General features: G+C 55.6%; 22 protein-coding genes. 5 read left to right on the forward strand and 17 right to left on the reverse strand.

The window, feature by feature from the left end; all coding sequences use genetic code 11:
- Nucleotides 1-30: 30 nt before the first annotated feature.
- Nucleotides 31-1,818: an aminopeptidase P family protein gene (locus EV681_RS08915; RefSeq protein ID WP_128394442.1), complete on the forward strand. Its 1,788-nt coding sequence runs from the start codon at nt 31-33 to the stop codon at nt 1,816-1,818.
- A 166-nt stretch (nt 1,819-1,984) separates the two neighbouring features.
- Here the strand turns inward: EV681_RS08915 and EV681_RS08920 are convergent, their stop codons facing one another.
- A complete protein-coding gene (locus EV681_RS08920; protein WP_130303757.1) occupies nt 1,985-3,073 on the reverse strand; it encodes a YeiH family protein in 1,089 nt (362 codons plus the stop codon).
- Nucleotides 3,074-3,178: 105 nt separating this feature from the next.
- Here EV681_RS08920 and EV681_RS08925 point away from each other — a divergent pair, with 105 nt between their 5' ends.
- Complete coding sequence (locus EV681_RS08925) at nt 3,179-4,078, forward strand: LysR substrate-binding domain-containing protein (RefSeq protein WP_128394440.1); 900 nt, start codon at nt 3,179-3,181, stop codon at nt 4,076-4,078.
- 87 nt (nt 4,079-4,165) lie between these two features.
- Here the strand turns inward: EV681_RS08925 and rpmG are convergent, their stop codons facing one another.
- The 11 genes from rpmG to radC all read right to left on the reverse strand — a co-directional run bounded on the left by rpmG (nt 4,166) and on the right by radC (nt 15,261).
- Nucleotides 4,166-4,333 carry a 50S ribosomal protein L33 gene (gene rpmG / locus EV681_RS08930; RefSeq protein WP_014750397.1) on the reverse strand — a complete coding sequence of 56 codons (168 nt, stop codon included), beginning with the start codon at nt 4,331-4,333 and terminating at the stop codon, nt 4,166-4,168.
- A gap of 36 nt (nt 4,334-4,369) precedes the next feature.
- Nucleotides 4,370-4,606 (reverse strand): 50S ribosomal protein L28, encoded by a 237-nt coding sequence (gene rpmB / locus EV681_RS08935; RefSeq protein WP_128394439.1) that lies wholly within the window; start codon nt 4,604-4,606, stop codon nt 4,370-4,372.
- Between the two features lie 318 nt (nt 4,607-4,924).
- Nucleotides 4,925-6,163 (reverse strand): Bcr/CflA family multidrug efflux MFS transporter, encoded by a 1,239-nt coding sequence (locus tag EV681_RS08940; RefSeq protein ID WP_128394438.1) that lies wholly within the window; start codon nt 6,161-6,163, stop codon nt 4,925-4,927.
- Nucleotides 6,147-7,544 carry an MATE family efflux transporter gene (locus EV681_RS08945; protein WP_128394437.1) on the reverse strand — a complete coding sequence of 466 codons (1,398 nt, stop codon included), beginning with the start codon at nt 7,542-7,544 and terminating at the stop codon, nt 6,147-6,149. The genes EV681_RS08940 and EV681_RS08945 overlap by 17 nt, the downstream gene beginning before the upstream one ends.
- 6 nt (nt 7,545-7,550) lie before the next feature.
- Nucleotides 7,551-9,293 (reverse strand): ArnT family glycosyltransferase, encoded by a 1,743-nt coding sequence (locus EV681_RS08950; protein WP_128394436.1) that lies wholly within the window; start codon nt 9,291-9,293, stop codon nt 7,551-7,553.
- A 738-nt stretch (nt 9,294-10,031) separates the two neighbouring features.
- Nucleotides 10,032-10,298 (reverse strand): type B 50S ribosomal protein L31, encoded by a 267-nt coding sequence (locus EV681_RS08955; RefSeq protein WP_014750401.1) that lies wholly within the window; start codon nt 10,296-10,298, stop codon nt 10,032-10,034.
- A 339-nt stretch (nt 10,299-10,637) separates the two neighbouring features.
- A complete protein-coding gene (locus EV681_RS08960) occupies nt 10,638-10,895 on the reverse strand; it encodes a hypothetical protein (protein ID WP_242612175.1) in 258 nt (85 codons plus the stop codon).
- A 404-nt stretch (nt 10,896-11,299) separates the two neighbouring features.
- Nucleotides 11,300-12,154: a tryptophan 2,3-dioxygenase gene (gene kynA / locus EV681_RS08965; RefSeq protein ID WP_130303758.1), complete on the reverse strand. Its 855-nt coding sequence runs from the start codon at nt 12,152-12,154 to the stop codon at nt 11,300-11,302.
- A 257-nt stretch (nt 12,155-12,411) separates the two neighbouring features.
- Entirely contained in the window at nt 12,412-13,668 is a 1,257-nt protein-coding gene (kynU, locus tag EV681_RS08970) for a kynureninase (protein ID WP_130303759.1), read from the reverse strand.
- A gap of 142 nt (nt 13,669-13,810) precedes the next feature.
- Nucleotides 13,811-14,443 (reverse strand): arylformamidase, encoded by a 633-nt coding sequence (kynB, locus tag EV681_RS08975; protein WP_128394432.1) that lies wholly within the window; start codon nt 14,441-14,443, stop codon nt 13,811-13,813.
- A gap of 92 nt (nt 14,444-14,535) precedes the next feature.
- Nucleotides 14,536-15,261 carry a RadC family protein gene (gene radC / locus EV681_RS08980; protein WP_242612176.1) on the reverse strand — a complete coding sequence of 242 codons (726 nt, stop codon included), beginning with the start codon at nt 15,259-15,261 and terminating at the stop codon, nt 14,536-14,538.
- Nucleotides 15,262-15,330: 69 nt separating this feature from the next.
- On the opposite strand from radC, the gene EV681_RS08985 reads away from it, so the two are divergent.
- The 3 genes from EV681_RS08985 to maiA are packed head-to-tail and all read left to right on the forward strand — an operon-like array spanning nt 15,331 to nt 17,389.
- Nucleotides 15,331-15,786: an FKBP-type peptidyl-prolyl cis-trans isomerase gene (locus tag EV681_RS08985; RefSeq protein WP_128394587.1), complete on the forward strand. Its 456-nt coding sequence runs from the start codon at nt 15,331-15,333 to the stop codon at nt 15,784-15,786.
- Nucleotides 15,786-16,739 carry a 4-hydroxy-3-methylbut-2-enyl diphosphate reductase gene (gene ispH, locus EV681_RS08990; protein ID WP_130303760.1) on the forward strand — a complete coding sequence of 318 codons (954 nt, stop codon included), beginning with the start codon at nt 15,786-15,788 and terminating at the stop codon, nt 16,737-16,739. Before EV681_RS08985 ends, ispH begins: the two co-directional genes overlap by 1 nt.
- A 5-nt stretch (nt 16,740-16,744) precedes the next feature.
- Nucleotides 16,745-17,389, forward strand: a complete 645-nt coding sequence (gene maiA / locus EV681_RS08995) for a maleylacetoacetate isomerase (RefSeq protein ID WP_128394585.1) — start codon at nt 16,745-16,747, stop codon at nt 17,387-17,389.
- On the opposite strand, the gene EV681_RS09000 is transcribed toward maiA, so the two are convergent.
- From EV681_RS09000 to purD, 5 genes are all read right to left on the reverse strand, one after another.
- Nucleotides 17,371-17,982, reverse strand: a complete 612-nt coding sequence (locus EV681_RS09000; protein ID WP_165393029.1) for a Maf family protein — start codon at nt 17,980-17,982, stop codon at nt 17,371-17,373. The two genes, maiA and EV681_RS09000, sit on opposite strands and share 19 nt — an antisense overlap.
- Nucleotides 17,983-18,073: 91 nt before the next feature.
- Nucleotides 18,074-18,544, reverse strand: coding sequence for a 23S rRNA (pseudouridine(1915)-N(3))-methyltransferase RlmH (rlmH, locus tag EV681_RS09005; protein WP_130303761.1), 471 nt, complete (start codon nt 18,542-18,544; stop codon nt 18,074-18,076).
- A gap of 8 nt (nt 18,545-18,552) precedes the next feature.
- Complete coding sequence (gene rsfS, locus EV681_RS09010; RefSeq protein ID WP_128394429.1) at nt 18,553-18,960, reverse strand: ribosome silencing factor; 408 nt, start codon at nt 18,958-18,960, stop codon at nt 18,553-18,555.
- A 50-nt stretch (nt 18,961-19,010) separates the two neighbouring features.
- Nucleotides 19,011-19,598: a nicotinate-nucleotide adenylyltransferase gene (gene nadD, locus EV681_RS09015; protein WP_130303762.1), complete on the reverse strand. Its 588-nt coding sequence runs from the start codon at nt 19,596-19,598 to the stop codon at nt 19,011-19,013.
- Nucleotides 19,595-20,878, reverse strand: coding sequence for a phosphoribosylamine--glycine ligase (gene purD / locus EV681_RS09020; RefSeq protein ID WP_128394427.1), 1,284 nt, complete (start codon nt 20,876-20,878; stop codon nt 19,595-19,597). The genes nadD and purD overlap by 4 nt, the downstream gene beginning before the upstream one ends.

Genomic DNA, 20,878 nt, shown 5'->3' on the forward strand with positions numbered 1-20,878 from the left:
TATGATTGTTTCCCGGAGTTCCAGTTTATTATGTCAACCGCTTCTGAACGCCTGCAGCAATTGCGTATTGCGATGGCCGCCCAGCATATTGATGCCTACCTTATTCTGTCTGCAGATCCCCACCAGTCTGAGTATCTTCCGGGGTACTGGCAGGGACGACGCTGGCTCAGCGGCTTCACCGGCTCTGTTGGGACCATCGTCGTTACCAGTGATTTTGCCGGGCTCTGGGTCGATTCGCGCTATTGGGAGCAGGCGGAAAAACAACTAGGCCACAGTGGCATGAGGCTGATGAAACAGGGCCAGGCCGATGTGCCCAGTGTTAATGCATGGCTGGAGGCGCACCTTGCAAACCGGCAGATCGTTGGCGTGGACGGCCACGTGCTCAGCCTGAAAGCGGCGCAGGAATTGCGCCAGTCTCTGACGCGCAGCGACAGCATATTGAAAACCGACAGTGACCTGCTGGCCGCAATCTGGCCAGACAGGCCGGGTTTACCGGCAGCGCCCGTTGTTGAACATAGTGCACCCTTTGCCACACGCAGCCGCCAGCAGAATTTGCAGGCGGTGCGCCAGGCCATGACCCAGGCTGGCGCGCAATGGCATTTAATCAGCGCGCTGGACGATATTGCCTGGGTGTTGAATCTGCGTGGTTCCGACGTTTCCTACAATCCGGTCTTTCTGTCGCATTTGTTGATCGGACCAGACAGTGCTGTACTTTTCGTCGATAAAACAAAAATGGGTCCCGAATTGATCGCCCGGCTGGCAGCCGATGGTGTCACTGTAGAGGGATACGATGATATTCAAGGCGCATTAACGGCATTGCCTCACGAGGCGCTGCTGGTTGACCCGGCCCGGACGACGGTTGGGCTGCTTGCTCATGCCCGTTCGGCATCATTGATAGAAAAACTCAATCCCTCGCAACGCTTCAAGTCCGTCAAAAACCAGGCCGAGATTGCGAACGTCAGGCAGGCTATGGAGCAGGACGGCGCGGCACTGTGTGAATTTTTTGCCTGGTTCGAGGCGGCCATGGAAAAAGGCGAGGTAGTAACAGAGCTAACTATTGATGAACAGATCACCGCAGCCCGTGCTCGCCAGCCGCATTTTGTCTCGCCCAGTTTTTCTACCATTGCCGGTTTCAACGCCAATGGCGCTATGCCACATTACATGGCAACGCCCGAATCATTTTCCGTTATTGAAGGCGATGGCTTGTTGCTGATCGATTCAGGTGGGCAGTATCTGAACGGCACCACCGATATCACACGGGTGGTCCCCGTCGGTACGATTGGCGCTGACCATCGTCGCGATTTTACGCTGGTGCTCAAGGGTATGATAGGCTTGGCAGCAGCCGTTTTTCCGGAAGATTATCCGGCGCCTTTGCTCGATACGCTGGCGCGTGCGCCGTTATGGGCCCAGTTGCTCGATTTCGGTCACGGGACCGGGCATGGAGTCGGGTACTTTATGAATGTGCATGAAGGTCCGCAAATGATCTCGCATCGCGCCTACCGTTTTCCCGACACCGAGATGAAAGCCGGCATGATTACTTCGGATGAGCCCGGCCTGTATCGTCCGGGTCAGTGGGGCATTCGTATTGAAAACCTGATCTGCGCAGTACCGGCGGGCCAGTCAGAATTTGGCCATTACCTTAAGTTTGAAACGTTGACGTTATGCCCGATCGATACGCGCTGTATTGAACGGCAATTGCTGAGTGAGCAGGAACTGTCTTGGTTGAACGCCTATCATGAAGAGGTTTATCGCCGGCTTGCACCGCGAGTATCCGGCCCTGCATTGGCGTGGCTGCAGGCCAGAACGGCAGCGATCTGATTCTGGCCGGCGGCAAGGAAGGCACAACCAGGCTGCTGCTGAGGCCAGGCACAGTGTATGTTTATCCCTTGCATCTACCTGTTGGCAATTTAAGTGTCGAAAAAAAGACCGCCTCCGATAAAACCGGCGCGGTCCTTTTTACAGGCCCAGACAGATGGCAACGCTTCTACATCTGACCCATGGCGTATTGCACAATCAGGCTGCTGACCGATACGGCCATCCATACCAGAAAACCCAGCAGGATAGGGCGCGGGCCGGTCGCAAAGATCTTGCGCATATCGGCCGACAACCCAACGGCGACCAGCGCGACCACGATCAGGAATTTGGCGGCGACATTGATCCAGTCAAGCATGATCTCGGGCAAAACACCGGTGCTGCGCGTGAGCGAAGCGAGCAGAAACCAGACGATAAACCATGGAAATATTTTTGCCAGGCTGACAGACTGATTGCCCTGGCGACGATTGCGCATGCCGACCAGAACGACTAGAAACAGACAGATCGGGATAATGAGCGTCGCGCGGGTCAGTTTGACAATCGTGGCGAAATCTCCGGCCGCATGACTATAGGCATAACCTGCAGCTACGACAGAAGAGGTATCGTTAATGGCGGTGCCAGCCCACATGCCGAAACCGTAGTTACTCAATCCCAGCATATGCCCCAAAGCCGGAAAGGTGAGTACTGCGACAATATTGAACAGAAAAATGGTGGAGATGGCAAAGGCCGTGTCGTGCTCCGAAGGCTTCAAAATGGGGGTGACAGCGGCAATGGCCGACCCACCACAAATGGCGGTGCCCACGCCGATCAGTGTCGTTAGGTCGGACGGCGTGCGCAGTAGGCGCCCGAGCAACCAGGCGCTCACAAACGCCACCGTCACGGTCACCAGCGTGACCGCCAACGATTCTCCACCTGTTGCCATGATCTGGGTAAAACTCAGGCCGAAACCCAGCAGGACAATAGAGACTTGCAAAATCTTCTTGGAAGAAAAGCTGATGCCAGGTTGCAATGTGGCATGCAGGCCGAATGTGCTTCGGTACACTATCCCTAACAGGATGCCGAAAACAGGTCCACCAATAATGGGCAAGGCACGCCCGGCAAACTCAGCAACCAGGGCAATCGCCACCGATAAAAACAGTCCTGGCCAGAGGGAATTTTTACGTGGCCGGGCTGCGCTGCTGCCTTTGGCGGGATGCACGCTGCTCGCAGCAGGTGTGACAGTCGCTGACAAAGCGTGGGAGGACGTGGCTGTGAGTGTCATAATATATCAAATATCCATTAGCTTATTACTGATTGGTATTGATGATAGTCCTGGATATGGTATAAGTAAAGTTACAATAGTTTATAAGTAGAATAAGGAAAGCTGATGGCTTCATTCAGTCCGAAACAGCTTGATGTTTTTATCAGCATCGCGCGTCTGGGCAGCGTCAAGGCTGCTGCCGATTCTTTGCATTTGACTCAACCTGCTGCCAGCATGGCACTGGCTGAACTGGAAAAGCAACTGAGTGGTCCGTTGTTTGATCGTGACAAAGGCAGACTGTACTTGAATGAAAAGGGCAGACGATTGTTGCCCCTGGCCCAGGAAATCATAGAAAGAATGATTGAATTTCGCCAGCGTGCCGATGATCAGGCAGACGTCCTGACAGGGGAATTTCGGATTGGCGCCAGCAACACTGTTGGCAATTATCGGGTTGGTGATCTGTTGAGCGGTTTTGTGCTCAATAATGACAGGGTTACGATTTATCTGAATGTTGCAAATACTGATGAAATTGTCCGGCAGATCGTCGACCACAGCATAGATGTGGCCTGTGTCGAGGGCGCGGTGCATCACGAAGCGATCGAGTCGGTGCATTGGATGGACGACTCCCTGTGCGTATGTACCCGGCCGGATCACCCGCTGGCGGCAATCGCCAATCTGCAGCCGGCTGATTTTATAGATGCGCGTTGGATTTTGCGTGAACGAGGGTCAGCTACGCGGGCGGTCAGTGATGTGGAGCTGGATAAATTACCACAGGCCAAGGTGGTGATGGAACTGGGGCAGATCGAGGCCATTAAGCAGGCAGTGATTGCCGGACTGGGTATTGCATTTTTACCGCAAGTGGCTGTAACCCACGCGGTCAGTTCCGGTCGGCTGGCTTTGCTTCACACGCCTTTTTTGAATCTGACGCGGCAACTGTCGATTATTTATCATCGGTCGCGCTATCAGGGTAGACTGATGCGCAGTTTTCTGGATTCAGTGAAATCTTCGGCCCGGCCCGAGCGGTAAGACAGTCCACACAAAAAAAGCCCCGCATTTGCGCTGCTTTTGTGAAAAGCAGGCGGCTGCGGGGCCTGGTGTTGGGTAACCAGCAGATTACTTCAGTTTTGTTTCTTTGTAATCTACGTGTTTGCGCGCAACAGGATCAAATTTTTTGATCAGCATTTTTTCTGGGGTGTTGCGTTTGTTTTTGGTCGTTGTGTAGAAGTGACCAGTACCAGCTGTGGATTCCAGCTTGATTTTTTCGCGAATGCCTTTTGCCATGATGGGCTCCTGGAGTTAATCGTTAGTAGGAATGAATTAAACGCTTTGGCCGTTGGCGCGCATTTCAGCAAGAATGACATCAATGCCTTTCTTGTCGATTGTGCGCAGGGCGTTTGTAGAAACGCGCAGACGAACCCAGCGATTTTCGCTTTCAACCCAGAAACGACGGCTCTGCAGGTTAGGCAGGAAACGGCGTTTTGTTCTATTGTTTGCGTGTGAAACATTATTACCGGACATTGGGCGTTTGCCGGTGACTTGGCATACTTTTGCCATGATCGTGACCTCGTTAAGTTTGAAGACCTGATTTTTGGCCCAGGCCAGCCTTCTGTGGGGGTTTCTGGCCGCAGGTGAACCCTGAAGGCAGAAACTGAAAAAAAGTTACCCTGAAAACGTTTTGCCACAAGACTTGACATTTATGATGCTGATGTTCATCTTGTTACTGGCATTTAGTGAACGGCGTTTTAATCAACGGCGCTCGGATCAAGGTTAGCCATAGATTATAAGACGAAAAACGAAATAAATTCAAGTATTTATTGCCAAACCGTGGGATTGTGCCCACGCTGCGTACCGATTTTGCGACTACGGCGCGGTTCAGCCGCCAAAATAGCGATCTGCCGGCTTGGCCAGCACCTTGCCACACAGCAGTGCCAGCACGGTGCAAATGGCCAGACCGACGAAAAGCGGCACGGGAGAGTCGGCCAGGCTGCTGCTGACGATACTGCTGCTGAGGGTGCCGAACAGAAACTGCAGGCAGCCCATTAACGCAGAGGCAACACCCAATCGATGTCCCTGGTCCCTTAGTGCCAATGCCGTTGCGTTGGGCAAAATAAAGCCCAGGCTGGTAGTAAAGCCCAGTAGCGTGAGCGTGAGCAATGTGAGGTTTAGCATGCCGGCCAGGGCCAGTCCAAGGCCAATAAGAATGCTGAGGCACCCGCAGGTGAGGGCGGTGCGCAAAATGCCCAGGGGCGAGTGAACGCGCAGCAGGCGGGCGCCGATCTGGGAGCCGACAATCAGACCGAATGCATTCAAGCCAAAAAACAGACCAAAATGCTGTTGCGGCACGCCATACATATTAATAAAAACAGTCGGAGAGACCGAAATATAGGCAAACAGGCCCGACATGCCAATGCCGCCGGCCAGCGAGAAGCCCATGTAATTGCGATCGCGCAGCAGGCTGGCATAGTTTTTTGCGATGGTGCGCAAATGCAGCGGTACTGCCTTCTCCGGTGGCATGGTTTCCCTTAGTCGGAAAATCGCCAGAACGAACATGATGGCGCTATAGAACAACATCACGGCAAACAGGCCGCGCCAGCCCGTGACCGGTGACAGGTAGCCACCCATCAGCGGTGCCAAAATGGGTGCAACACCCATGATCAGCATCATCATGGACATGGCCATGGCTGAATCCCGGGTATTGAGCTGGTCGCGAATGACGGCGCGCGGGATTACCATGGCAGCAGCAGCGCCGCAGGCCTGGATGCAGCGGAAAAATAGCAAATACTCGACGCTGCTTGCCAGTGCGCAGCCAATGGTGGCCAGCATGTAAATCATCAGGCCGCCCAGTAACGGTTTTTTCCGCCCGTAGCGGTCGGCGATCGGACCATAAAACAACTGTGATAGCGCCAGTCCCAGCAGATACGTGGACACGGTCAGTTCGACCCGGTGTTGCGGGACCTGCAAATCAGCAGAAATTGCAGGAAAAGAGGGCAGATACATATCAATGGTAAGCGGGCCGATGGCGGTCATCAGACCCAACAGCCACAACCAGAGGGGTACCTTTTTATCGATTGATTTTGACTTCGTGTTGTGCACGCTATCGTTTTTGGACATTGACTGACTTCCAGTACCAAATGGCAAGTGTGATGGCGCAGAGCAGCATGCTGAAACTGCACATGATCCACAGAGAGGCTACGCCTGGCGGAGCGCCCGGTGTGAGCACTGCGGCAAGGCCGTCCAGCAGGCGGTAGCCTGGGCCGAAACCGAAATACCAGCCGCCCAGTAGGCCAATACCAAAGAGTGATCCGGTCTGAATCAAAAATGGCATGGTCGCTATTTTGTGCGCTCGCAATATATAGGAGAGCATGCATTGTAACGCATCGCTGGTATGCAACAGGGGAAGTATTGTCAGCAATGCGTAGGCCATGGCAGCGATCGCCGGATCGGAGGTGTAGATCTGAATGATCTGTGGCCTGGCCGCCATGACCACCAACAGGCTCAGTGCGACGCCGGTCAGGCCCAGCCCGATGCCGATGCGTGCCAGACGCCTGGCCTGTTCAGATTGCTGTGCTCCCAGGGACTGTGCCACCAGCGATGAGGTGGCAATGCCGATGGCCAGGGGGAACATATACAGCAATGAGACCAGATTGGCCAGGATCTGGTGTCCCCCGGAGACAAAGGTACCCTCGCGTGCTGCCAGTAAAGCCATAAAGGTAAAGGAACTGACTTCAGCCAGATAAGAGCCTCCCATAGGCAGGCCCAGTTGCAAAATTTCTTTTTGCGCCGGCCAGGCTGGTTTGCCCAGCCTGAGTTGAAACTGCCTGTAGAACGGCTCGCGCAGGATAGCCACGATGCCCACTGTTAGCGCGAGCCAGGACACAATGGCGGTAGAGGTGGCGGCGCCGGCGCTGCCCAGGGCAGGAAAGCCGCCGTATCCGAAAATAAGCAGCCAGTTAAAAAGCAGTTTGACCAGTACGGAAGCCAGGCTGACATACATCAGCAGGCGCGGGCGCTGTACTGCGGTCGCAAGGGCATAGACGCAGCGGAACATCAATGCCGCCGGCAGCGCAATGCAGCAAATGCGCAGGTAAACAGCCACTTCCTGCCGGACCTGCAAGGGCAAATCGCCCGAGAAACTGAGCCATATATCAGGAAACAGGAGCAGGGAGCCGCCCAGCGCGGATAGAAACAGTGAGAGCCAGATCCCCTGGCCAATGAAGCGGCCGATTTCGGCGTGTCGCTGGGCGCCGAACAGTTGCGCGCAAATGGGCACCAGCGCATGAACGACACCCATCAACCCGATATGGATCGTCATGAAAATCGATACCGAGAGCGCCATGGCCTGCAGTGACACCGGATTGGTATGGCCAAGCATGGTGCTGTCCAGAACGGCGAAAGCGATCCCCGCCCACTGGCTGATCAGCATCGGCCAGGCCAGGCGCACAATCTTGCGAACAGGGCCATGTCCGTCCGTCAGGTTGGGGCGTAATGACATGGTCGGTTATCTGGCAGGCAGCTGAATCAGGCGAAAGACTTCATGTCGGTCGGGACGGCGTTTTCCCTGCCAGATCAGTGTCGCATTATCCGGGTAAGGCTCGGCCTCGTCCTCTATTTTTTCAAAAGTCGTCTGCAGCAATACATATTGACACTGGGCATCGAAGGAAAACTGTAGTCCCTCGAACACATAGAAGGCGGCGCGCTGCCCCAGGCCCACGCCATGCTGGCGAATGCAGTCGGCCGGGATATTGTTTTCGTCAATGACCGTAGCCAGTTCTTCGGATACCGCTTTATAACTGCGGTTGTAATTGATCGATGGCAGCCACAACAACGCCAGCAGCATCCAGGTGAGGGTCAGGCCGGTTGCCGACAAAACGATGCCGCGCCAGAGGACGGCAGGGTTGCTGCGCAGGCGCCAGGACACCGTCCAGATCCAGGCCAGGCAGACTACGAGGGCCAGAATTAGCGTAATCGCGGAGATATGGGGCTCAAAACCGGTCAACAGCCGCGTGATATTGTGGTGGATTTTCGGGGGCCAGCCAAAATTGAGCGCGACCCAGCCCAGCCAGGTGGCGACCATGGCCAGCGACATGATCATGATCGAGAACCAGTCGAGCGTGTTGACGAATGAACGACGCAGGGTTGGCAATGACAGCGAGGCAAGAATCGCGCATGGCACGGCAAGCATGGCATACTCGGATTCGAACGCGTCTTTCTGAAAAACAACCGTGAGTACGGCTGCGCCGAGCAACAATGCGGGAATGAAGATATGCGGCGCATCCATCCATTTGCGCCAGTTCCACAAGGCAATAATCATAAATGGCCAGGTCGGCCACAGGAACCAAGATAGGTCGCGTAGTGTGGAAAAAATCTCGGTGGGCGAGGGCAGGCTGAATAGCGAGTTGTTCCAGAAAATGTAACTATTGGCCCAGTAACTGCTGGTATTGTTGGCAGCAGCCAGCCAGACCAGGCAGCAGGCGGCGGCCAATGCGACGCTCCATAGGAGCCACAGCTTTTGTTGCCGGCCGAAGTTGCGAAAAAATAATAGCGCGATCAAGGCTAGCAACACGGGGACGCCGCCGATTGCGCCGCGCGTCAGAAAAGCGGCACCCAGGCCAAGGCCGGCCAGCGTGCTCCCCTGCACGGGGTGATCAAGCATGCGCGCCATACCGTAGAACGCCACGGCCTGGCACATCATGATCAAGGGGAAATTGGAGGTCTCGTGCATGCGGATGACGATGCCGATCGTCGCGATGATAAACAGCACCGCAGCGTCGGCAATCATCCTGCCGTAGTCCTGGGGGTTGGGTTCTCCGCCAAATGGCAGCGCCAGCGGCTGGCATTCCTTGCGCCGTGCCAGAAGGTAGGTTCCGTACCACGTCGCCCAGATGATCACGAAAAAATAAATGAAGATGGGCAGGCGGGCGGCGGTGATCTGCGCTTCCAGCGGCGCCTGGAATAGCATAAAGACAGGGCTGAATACCTGAATGAATAGTGTTCCTATCCAGGTCAGTAGCGGACCTTCCTGGGCATAGGCGTAATTGCCGATCTGCGGCAGCAACCAGGCATGCTCCTGTCCGCGAAATGCGGTCAGCATGGTGGCAAGGCCGGTCAGGTCATCCGTTTTCCATGGATCGCGATAGAACAGCCCGGCAAAAATATACAGCACGCCGACCACCAGCAATGCTGTGCGGGAAAGTTTGCGGGTGGCGATTTCGGTCAGGCGGGAGGGCGTGGTGCGTTGCATGTATAAGTATTGGATGTACAACTAATGGATTCCCCGCATTTTAGCTGAAAAAGCCGGGCTAAAAACCCTGCTGATGTTTTTGTTTCCCGCCAGGGCTACAAAAGTATGTCACGGCGCTTCTGTTAACACCGCGGTGCTGCGATGACAGGGCGCAAGAGGCTGTGGCACGCTGTGGGCTCAATCCGGATTGGGCTGGGGCGCGATTGAACGTCACGCCCATGTTTCTTAGCGCATGCAAAGGGGGGGGGCTACTGCGGCGAGCAATGTGAGGTTGGTGGGGTCGTGGAGCGCCAGTATGATCTTGGCCAGGGCGCTATATTGGCAGAATGGCTATGACGGGGCGCCGGGCTGGCAGCAAGGCGAATGCGGATGGAGAAAAGCGAAAACCTGCGCGGAAGGGGGGGGCTGGAGGGAGAAAGCTAAAACCTGACTATGGCATTATTAATACTGAATAATTAATTAAGACACAAGCTAAATACAGGTACAAGCTAAAGGCGCAAGCTTTATAGGGCAGTGCAGGCAGGAAAAAACAGCAAGGGAATGATAATGGTAAAAGCCAAAAGCCAAAAGCCAAAAGCCAAAAGCCAAAAGCCAAAAGCACATTGGGCATAAACTGAGCGGTATGCGCTGTTCAGTTTATGCCCAATGTAAGCTGGCTAATGCGAGCTGGCCCACGCAAGTTGGCTAATGGCAGTGCTTGTCGAACCCCGATGTTGCCGCGGGCCCGGTGCACTGAAATTAGGAAGCTTTTTTGCGTGTGCCGGCAGTGGTGGCGAACCGGGCGCGGAATTTCTCAACGCGACCTGTTTCAACGATACGCGTTTGCGCACCAGTATAGAAAGGATGGGACTCGGCAGTCACATCACATTTGAAAAGTGGGTAGGTTTTGCCATCCAGTTCGATGGTTTCGCGTGAGTTCAGCGTAGAGCGGCTGATGATTTTTGAACCAGTTTGCTGGTCCAGAAACACGACTTCGCGGTATTCTGGGTGAATACTATCTTTCATGATTAAGTCCTGAGGGTTTGACGGGTCGCCAGCCTTGTGCCGCTGTCCAAATAACAGGTGCAAAAAGCAACGTATCCAAAAATTTAATCCGGTATTCTAGCACAGAAGTCATTGAATACATAGCATATTCGGTGAAAAAACGACAGGCGGATGCCATTTTTTCACGAACAGCTAAGGATCCTGCGGCTGTTTTCGTTGGAACGGGCGTTTTATCGGCGTATGGTCCACCCTGTTGCCCAGGCGTTTTCGGGTGGGTCTGCTGGCTGGTTTCCAGCGATTGACGCCGGCCCATTGTCTGTCTGCAACCAGCAACGACAGGCAGCTTGCCCCGTGTCCAGCTCAAGCGTTGACTGTCAGCCCTGGTAAATCGACGGTAATGCTGGGCGAGCCCAGTGCATTGATGCAGTGACGCGCCAGCAATTCTCGCTGATCGGGGTGGTTTTCTAAAAAGTCGTAGCCCATGGCATCGGTGACGCCCATAATCCGGTCTAGCACCAGCACTTTGCCACTGGGGCGCAGCGGCTCGCATTCGAGTTCTTCCCATTTTTCAACCAGCCATTGCTGCGATTGCGCCGCAAGCGCCGCGGTCGGTTCCATATTAAGCTGAACCTGTAGAGTCTGGGTCGGGGTAAAAATAAAGTTGACGTCGCAGCGCATGGGACCTCCGGGCGTGATGGCAAAAGCGCACAAGTTGCACTGTAGAAAAAATGACGAAAAAATACTGTCACGATCATGACAATGTCGCGGTGATCGTGCACTGCTCGCCATTAACGTGAATATATTCAGCAATTCGGGATGATACAGCCAGCCGATGCTGGATAACGATAACAATGCCTATACCGGGTTTTTTGTAATCGGCGATGATGCATCGACATGACCGTGGCTTAGCAGCACACTGGGATACGCTTATTGCATCAATCATGCGGCAGGGTCGAGCAGCCGCGCGTGGCGCAGCGCGCGTTCGAGCCGATACGCGGTGCCGTCGGGGCCGGCGTTGCGAATTACAGATGGGTGCGTAATGTCCATATTTCGGGAAATAGAACGACATCCAGCATTTTGCGCAAATAGTTAACGCCCGATGTGCCGCCGGTGCCGCGCTTGAAGCCGATAATGCGCTCTACGGTGGTGACATGGCGAAAGCGCCACAAGCGGAAGGCGTCTTCGATATCGGTTAGTTTTTCGCCCAATTGGTACAGATCCCAGTGCTGCTCGGGCTCTCGGTATACCTGCAGCCAGGCATCCATAACGCCGTCACTGGCTGCATAAGGCTGGGTCCAGTCTCGTTCAAGATGATCCCGGGGGACCGCAATGCCGCGACGCGCCAGCAGTTGCAATGCCTCGTCATAGAGCGATGGCTGTTCATAGGCCTGCAATACCTGCGCGTAACGATCCGGGTGATGCTCATGGGGCCTGAGCATGGCGGCGTTCTTGTTGCCAAGTAAAAATTCGATTTGTCGATACTGAAAGCTTTGAAAGCCGCTGGAGGCGGCCAGCCACGGCCGCAACGCGGTATATTCCGGCGGTGTCATTGTGGCCAGCACGTCCCAGGCATGAACCAGTTGCTCCATGATGCGTCCGACCCGTGCCAGCATTTTGAACGCCGGGTTCAACTGGTCATTGCGCAGGCTGCCAATGGCCGCATTCAGTTCGTGCAGCATTAGCTTGATCCACAGTTCACTGGTCTGGTGCTGGATGATGAACAGCATTTCATTGTGTTCGGGGGACAGCGGATGCTGCGCGCCCAGCAGTTCATCCAGATGCAGGTAATCACCGTAGCTCATATCGCGCGAGAAATCCAGTTTGGCGTTTTCACTGGCCATTGCTTCTGCAGAGGTGGGGGGTGTTGGTTCTTTCATGCTTGGATTCCTTTGAACAGGCCGGCATGCCAGGTCTGGGCCTGACATTGTCCATAGGGGCGTGTGCAACGTTGCGGTTACCGGTTCAGGACTTTGCAGCTATCGTTTCAGTTTACCCAACCGGCCGGCATGCACCAACCTGATCGCCGGTCCGGCGGCAAATAAATACCTGCCCGGCGCAGGGCCAGGCAGACAGCAATGCTGCGCGCGAGACCGGCATTATGTTAATTGTGATAACGCCCGATATGCGCAATGAGTCAGGTGACTGTCTGCTTTGCCGAAAATGCGTCGGACCGCCAGGCCTCGCTTTGCAATACCGATTTCAATTGCATTACTGCATCCCACACGTCGGTATAACGCAGATATAGTGGCGTAAAGCCGAAACGCAGCACGCCGGGTTCGCGATAGTCGCCAACTACGCCCTGCGCAATCAATGCCTGGATAATAGCGTAAGCACCTTCGGGATGGGTCAGGCTGACCTGGCTGGCGCGTTTTTCGGGATCGCGTGGCGATACGAGCGACAGCCCATACCCGGCACATTCTTTTTCGACCAGTTGAATGAACAGGCTGGTCAGTGTCTGTGCCTTTTTGTAGATTGCCGGCATGCCGCCATAGCCCTGCGCTTTCAAAAATACATCCAGGCTGCTCTCGAGCACGGACATGGCTAATATCGAGGGCGTGCCGCAAAGATAACTGCGGATGCCGGTAGCCGGCTGATAATCCGTCTCGAATGCAAAGGGTGCTGCATGCCCCATCCAGCCGGTCAGCGGTTGAGTGATCTGATCGACATGTTGCGGATGGACCCAGACAAAGGCGGGAGAGCCCGGGCCGCCATTGAGAAATTTATAAGTACATCCCACTGCGAAATCGGCTTGGCAGCCGCTCAAGTCGACCGGAACGGAACCGGCAGAATGGCATAGATCCCAGATCACCAGCGCGTCGTGGGCGTGTGCCTGACTCGTGATCTGCGCCATATCGTAAATCGCACCGCTGCGGTAGTTCACGTGTGTGAGCAACAATACAGCCAGATCATCATTGATGATCGAGTCGATCTGCCTGCCGTCGACCAGCTCCAGCGACATGTCAAATTGTGCGCACAGACTTTGTGCAATATAAAGATCGGTCGGAAAATTGGTTTTTTCGCTGACAATTTTTCGCCGGGCCGGATGGCGCTTGCGGGCGATCTGAATGGCGCTATATAGCACTTTGTACAGATTCAGGGAAGTGGAGTCGCACACCACAATCTCGTCCTGCCCCGCGCCAACCAGCGGTGCAATTTTGTTGCCCAGTCGCATGGGCAGGTTGATCCAGTCGGCCTTGTTCCAACTGGCAATCAGGTCATCACCCCATTCCTGCAGCATGACCTGTTTGGCCCTGACCGGTGCGGCCAGGGGCATGATTCCCAATGAGTTGCCGTCCAGGTAAATCGTGTCCGGCGGCAGGTGAAATTCGCTGCGCAAAGGGTTGAGCGGATCGATGGTGTCAAGATTTTCGTAGAAAGCGCGGTTGGTCATTGTGGTTCCAGATAGATGGCAATCGCAATTATCGTCACATTGTCTGCAACTATGGTTATGGCAATGGTGTTACTGCTTTGGTAAAGGGAGTTACGTCTATCGGCAATAGGGTTCATTACACTTGTAATCATGATGCTTGCAATTATAGCGATCGCAATACCGCTCTAACTGGGCTGGCGTCGGCGCTGGTCCATTTGAGCGGCAGGGCGATCAGTTCATAGTCGCCCACGGGAACGAGATCCAGCACCAGATTTTCCAGTACGCGCATGTCGTACTGGCGTATGCGCTGATGGCTCTCGAGTGATTTGCTGGCGGCCGGATCAATGCTGGGCGTGTCGATGCCAATCAGAACAATGCCATGCTGATGCAGTAAATCCAGCGTTTCTGGGGCAAAGCTGGCAAAGGTTTCCGACCAGTCTCTGGTGCGCGCCCGCTGGCAACTGCGCACCAGCAGCCGGGGCGGACACCCGGCCATGGCACCTGCAAGATCGTCGGGATAGATCAGGCCGTCGTCGCGCAAGATATGCAGGACGCGGCATGGACCCATAAAGGGCGTGAGCGACAAATGACCTGCGGCACGGCCATCGCTGTCGTAATGCAGGGGTGCGTCGGCATGGGTACCTACATGCGGGCTGAGCGTAATTTCACTGACATTGACTGGGCAGTCGGCGGACAGGGTCCAGCTCCATTTCTGGGTGTACGGCGTGTCTCCCGGAAAGACGGGGGACTGCGCATCCACGGCTGCGGAAATATCCCATATTTGTTCGTTACTCATGATGTGGGGCCTGCAGAGTCAACTGAGAAGGGCGATGTGCTGAAACAACCAGAACGCGCTGGGCTGATAGGCAGTATAGCAGTTGTCATTGCTTACAGCTTGCCCAGTTCAGCCAGCGAAATGGCCGTTGCACCGGCGACGATGATATGGTCCACCAGGCGAATCTCTAGCAGCGCTAGGCCGCGTCGCAATTGCTGCGTAAGCTGGATATCGGCCAGGCTGGGCTGAGCCAGCCCCGAAGGATGATTGTGCGCCAGAATCACGCCCCAGGCATTGTGGCGTAGCGCCGTGGCGGCAATTTCGCGCGGATAGACTGCCGTCTGGTTCAGCGTGCCGCGTGAGGCTTCTTCGTGGTGAATCAGTTGATGGCGCGTATTGACCAGCAGCAACAGGCATTTTTCCACTACTTCATGTGACAGCAGGCTGATGCAAAAATCGCGCACCACTGCCGGACGGTTCAGTTCCGTATGAAATTGCAAGGTGTCCTGCATATGGCGCCGGGCAAATTCGACTGCGGCCAGAAACGAGCAGATTTTGGCGTCGCCCAGCCCTTTTATTTTTCTCAGGGATTCATAGTTGCTTAGCACCAGATTACGCGGGCCGCCAGCCTGATCCAGCACATATTGGGAAAATTGCATGATATTCATCTGGGCCGAGCCGGTACGCAGCAAAATGGCCAGCAATTCGGTATTGGATAGCGCGGCGGCGCCCCGGGCCAGCAGTTTTTCGCGTGGTCGCAACTGGTCATCAGGCATTGCTGGCGCAGAGTGAGCGGTGTCCTTGGCAGAATCAGGGTAAATGGCGGTGTACGGGTTCATTGTCAGTTAAAATGAGGTTTTACAAAAAACGCACTACGGTGACAGATTTTGACCGCGAATTCCCAGTCCATGAATCCAATTGTCCATGCCCAATCCTACCTGACCCTGCACTATCGCATTACGCTGATGTCCGGGCCGGGCGCCGGGTCGGTCTTTATTGATACCTTTACCGGCAAGCCAGGCACGCTGCAGTTGAGCACCGGGCAATGGTCTCCTTCCATGGAAGCGCCACTGATCGGCCATGCCGAAGGTGAATCATTCAGTTATGATTTGCCTGCGCAACAGGCATACGGAGAGCGCAATCCGGAACTGTTGCAGCGGGTTACCCGCCAGATGCTGGATCGTGACGCCGGCCCCGATGCGCAATTTGAGCCTGGCGACATGGTCGAGTTTACGGCGCCCAACGGGGGGCGTTATTCCGGTATTTTCCGCGAGTGGGATAACGACACTGCGCACTTTGATTTCAATCATCCACTGGCAGGCGTCGATTTGCGTATCGACGTCAAATTGCTCGGAGTTTTGTAATGGCTCAAGACAGCGAAGTGATTCTGGCTGAACCGCGTGGCTTTTGCGCGGGGGTCGACCGCGCCATCGATATTGTGGAGCGTGCGCTGGAACTGCATGGCGCGCCGATCTATGTGCGTCATGAAATCGTGCATAACAAATTTGTGGTCGAGAGCCTGCGTAGCAAGGGCGCGATTTTTATTGACGAGCTGGATCAGGCGCCGGCAGGCGCCATCGTGGTGTTTTCCGCCCATGGCGTCTCGCGTGCAGTGCGTGCAGAAGCGCAATTGCGCGATCTGCGCATTTTCGACGCAACCTGTCCGCTAGTGACCAAGGTACACATCGAAGTGGCAAAAATGCACGCCGCGGGCCTTGAGATCGTCATGATCGGTCACAAGGGGCATCCGGAAGTGGAGGGTACGCTTGGGCAGGCAGTCGGTCGCATGCATCTGGTGGAAACCCCGGAGGATGTGGCAGCATTGCAGGTCGATAATCCCGAAAATACGGCGTTTGTTACCCAGACGACACTTTCTATTGATGACGCAAGGCGGGTGGCCGACGCGCTCAGGGCAAAATTTCCGAACATTGTCGAACCCAAGAAAAGCGATATTTGCTATGCGACCCAGAACCGCCAGGATGCGGTCAAGGTGCTTGCGCCGGATTGCGATGTGTTTTTCGTGGTGGGTAGTACCAACAGTTCCAACTCGAACCGGTTGCGTGAAGTGGCTGAACGGCTCGATTGCGAGGCATATCTGATCGACAATGCCCAGGCTATTCGGCCTGAGTGGGTGCAAAATGCCAAAAAAATAGGCATTACTGCCGGCGCCTCTGCTCCCGAAGTATTGGTTCAGGAGGTGGTTGAGCGGTTGAAGGAGTTGGGCGCCATTTCGGTTCGCAGAATGGATGGAACAAAAGAGAACGTGACGTTCCCCTTACCAAAGGAACTGTCCCGCAAACAACAGGCAGGGAGATAATGCAGATGAAGCTATATGGGTATTTCAGAAGTTCAGCGGCCTATCGAGTCAGAATTGCGCTGAACGTCAAGCAGTTGGGATACGAGTCAGTGCCTGTGCACCTTATTCGTGACGGCGGCCAGCAACTGGCGCAAACTTACCGCGAACTCAATCCAACTGCCCTGGTGCCCACCTTTATCGACCAGAATGTGAGCATTGGGCAATCCATTGCCATTATGGAATATCTTGAAGAGGCGTATCCGCAGGTGCCCATTCTTCCTGCAACGCAGGCGGGCAGGGCGCGCGTGCGTTCACTGGCGCAGTTTATTGCATGTGACATTCATCCGCTGAATAACTTGCGGGTGCTCAAGTACCTTAAGCGTGAGCTGGGTGTAACCGACGAAGTCAAAAACGAGTGGTATCTGCACTGGATCCGTCAGGGGTTTGATTCGCTCGAAAAAATGCTGGCGTCTTCGATCGATACCGGGGTCTACTGCCATGGCGATACACCTACCATTGCTGATTTCTGCCTGGTGCCGCAGGTGGCCAATGCCCGCCGTTTCAAACTGGATCTGAATCCGTATCCTACGATTGTTCGCATCGATGCCGCCTGCAACAAGGAAGAGGCGTTCATTAATGCGGCGCCGGACAATCAGTCCGACGCTGAATAGGCACGCCCCAGCAGCCGGCAGGTTTCAAATAGCGGCAGTCCCATGACGCCGCTATAGCTGCCGCTGATCGATTCCACAAAGGCGGAGGCCAGGCCCTGTATACCATAGGCGCCGGCCTTGCCGATGCCCTCGCCCGAGCGCACATACCAGTCTATCTCGTGGGCAGTAAGGGGCTTCATTATCACACTTGTAATCGATACGTCTTCGTACAGGCGCTCACGCCAGGCCAGTACGATGGCGGTATGCACCTGGTGCGTCTGCCCGGACAGGGCTGCTAGCGCATCGCGCACGTCATTGTCGGTATTGGCTTTTCCCAGAAGAAGCGGGCCCATCATCACGGTTGTATCGGCAGTCAGAATGGGGCGCGGCGACAGGCCGCTGCTGTGCAGGTGCGCCACGGCGCGCTCGGCCTTCTCTCTGGCGGTGCGTTTCACATAGCTGGCAGGATGTTCGCCGGGTAGCAATGGCTCGTCCTCGCCTGGTGGCGCCGGCACCTGCAGAATGTCATGCACGATGCCCATTTGGGTGAGTAATTGGTGGCGACGCGGGCTGGCCGAGGCCAGGAAAATGGGTTGCGTTAGCACCTGCGTCATCTGCAGAGATTCTGCCGGGGCAGGGCCGGAGCCCGATATAGTGTTGTTCAATGCGGTCATTATCGAATAGGTTGTGCCGGCACCAGCGCGTTCAGGCCCGATGATAGGGATGATTGGTCAGAATAGCCCAGGCGCGATACAGCTGTTCGGCCAGTACGATGCGCACCATCGGATGCGGCAATGTCAGCGATGACAGGCGGATGAGGCTGGCGCAACGCTTTTTGAGGTCTGCATCCAGCCCGTCCGGGCCGCCGATCAGAAAGGTGACGTCCTGGCTATTGCCGCGCCAGCCGTCCAGTTGCCGTGACAGGTCCATCGTGGTCAGATCGCGACCATGTTCATCCAGTGCAATGACCAGCGTGTCAGCAGAGAGCGCGGCCTGAATGCGACGGCCTTCTGCCTCCATCATTTGGGATGGCGTTTTTCCGGAGGTTCTGGGTTCAGGCTTGATTTCCCGCAGCTCAATCGTGCAATCGGCAGGCATCCGTTTCGCATAGTCTTTCCATGCGGTAGTGACCCAATCGGGCATTCTGTTGCCGACAGCGATAACAATGAGCTTCATAGGACGTTTTATTCTTCCATGTTGTCATCTTCATCATCGGCAAAGCCCTGCATGACATGGCCCTTGGATTGCTCCAGCAGCCGGACGCGAACTGGCTTATCGCCCCACACCGCTTCCAGATTGTAGTATTGACGAATGGTCGGTTGCATGCAATGGATGACAATATCGCCGATATCGACCAGTACCCATTCACCGGATTCCTGTCCTTCGAGGGCGATAATAGGTATTTTTTGCGCTCGGGCTGCATTGACAACGCTGCTTGCCAGGGCACGAGTCTGGCGGTTGGAAGTACCGCTGGCGATAACGACCCGGTCAAACAGGCTGGTCAGATGGCTGGTGTTGAACACCCGGATATCCTGGGCTTTGACGTCCTCCAGCGCATTGATGACCAGACGTTGCAATTTTTGTATATTCATAGGTATTAAGGTTTTCCGGTTTTCGGGGTAAGGGGCAGCAAGACAATCTGCTATCGGTAAAGTCCGTGAGTGTTAATGTAATCCAGAACGGGCGCAGGAACAAACGCCGAGGCATCCTGCCCCTGCTGGATGCGTGAGCGGATCTCGGTTGAGGACACATCCATGGCCTTGAAGGGAAGGGTAATCAGGCCCTTGCCGTCGCGTCGCAACAGGGTGTCAAGTTCCGGCGGGATATGCAAGGGGTAACCGGTGCGCCAGGCCACCGTCAGCGTGACGTAGTCGGTAATTTCCTGCCAGTTCTGCCAGGTGCAGAAATTGTTGAGCTGGTCGGTGCCCAATAGCCAATAGTATTTTGCGTTGCGCGGCAGGTTGCGCAGCGTATCGATGGTGTAGGTTGCCCCTTCCCGGTTGATTTCAATATCGTTGATCACAATGCCGGGTTCATCGGCAATCGCCAGCGTCAGCATTTCCAGACGCTGGGCGCCGCTGATCCGTAGCGGCTGTTTCTGCCAGGGATTGCCGGCAGGAATCAACTGCACCTCGTCCAGATTCAACGCGCGCAATGCTGTCCTGGCCATGGCCAGGTGGGCCAGATGTACCGGATTGAAGCTGCCGCCCAGGAGTCCGATTTTTTTCATGCGGACTTCAGGGCACGCCAGCCGATATCCTTGCGGTACTGGCTGCCGTCAAAACGGATCTGCTCAAGGGCCGCATAGGCAATGTCGCGGGCAGCCGCAGGCGTGTCGCCTAGTGCCGTCACGCATAGCACCCGACCGCCCGAGGTTTGCAGCACACCGTCTTGCAGGCGGGTGCCGGCATGAAAGGTGACGCAGTCGGCACTGGCGCCGGGGATGCTGGCAATAGCATCGCCCGTACGGGGTGTGCCTGGATAATTGTGCGATGCCATGACGACGCCCAGGGCCGTGCGTGGATCCCAATCAATCTGTGCCTGGTCCAGCGTGCCGGCGATGGCGTGCTCCACGACTTCGGAAAAGTCGTTCCGGATGCGCATCATGATGGGCTGGGTTTCCGGGTCGCCCATGCGGCAGTTGAATTCCAGTACTTTAATGGGGCGGGTCGCGTCCGGGCCGTCGCCAATCATCACGCCTGCATACAGAAAGCCGGTATATTCAATCCCGTCGCTGGCCATGCCGTTGATGGTCGGCCATATGACTTCGTTCATGATGCGCTGATGCAGTACTTCGCTGACAACCGGAGCGGGCGAGTAGGCACCCATGCCGCCTGTGTTTGGACCCTTGTCGCCGTCAAGCTGGCGCTTGTGGTCCTGGCTGCTGGCCATGGGCAACACGTGTCTGCCGTCGCACATAACGATAAAACTGGCCTCTTCGCCTTCCAGGCAGGCTTCGATCACCACGCGAGCGCCGGCGCTGCCCAGAGAGCCATCGCCCAGCATGCTGTCGATGGCTGCATGCGCTTCATCTTCAGTTTGCGCCACAACCACGCCTTTGCCTGCAGCCAGCCCATCGGCTTTGACCACAATGGGTGCACCCTGATCACGTACATACTGATGCGCGGCTTGCGGGTCGGTAAAGGTCGCATAGGCCGCCGTGGGAATGTGATGTCGCAGCATGAAAGCTTTGGCAAAGTCCTTGGAGCTTTCCAGTTGCGCGGCAGCCTGGGTGGGGCCGAAAACCGCCAGGCCTTTGCTGCGAAACAGGTCTACTGCACCGGCGGCCAGCGGCGCTTCGGGGCCGACTACGGTGAGTGCGATCTGTTCGTCCAGCGCAAATTGCGCCAGTTGCTGCAAATCGGAAATGGGCAGGCTGGTCAGGGCCGGATCGGTGGCAGTGCCGCCATTGCCGGGAGCGACAAATACAGTTGAAATACGTGGCGACTGCGCAAGCCGCCAGGCGATGGCGTGTTCGCGGCCACCGTTACCAATAACAAGTGCCTTCAT

The organism is Advenella incenata, assembly GCF_004217095.1.
Taxonomy (GTDB): Bacteria; Pseudomonadota; Gammaproteobacteria; order Burkholderiales; family Burkholderiaceae_B; genus Advenella; species Advenella incenata.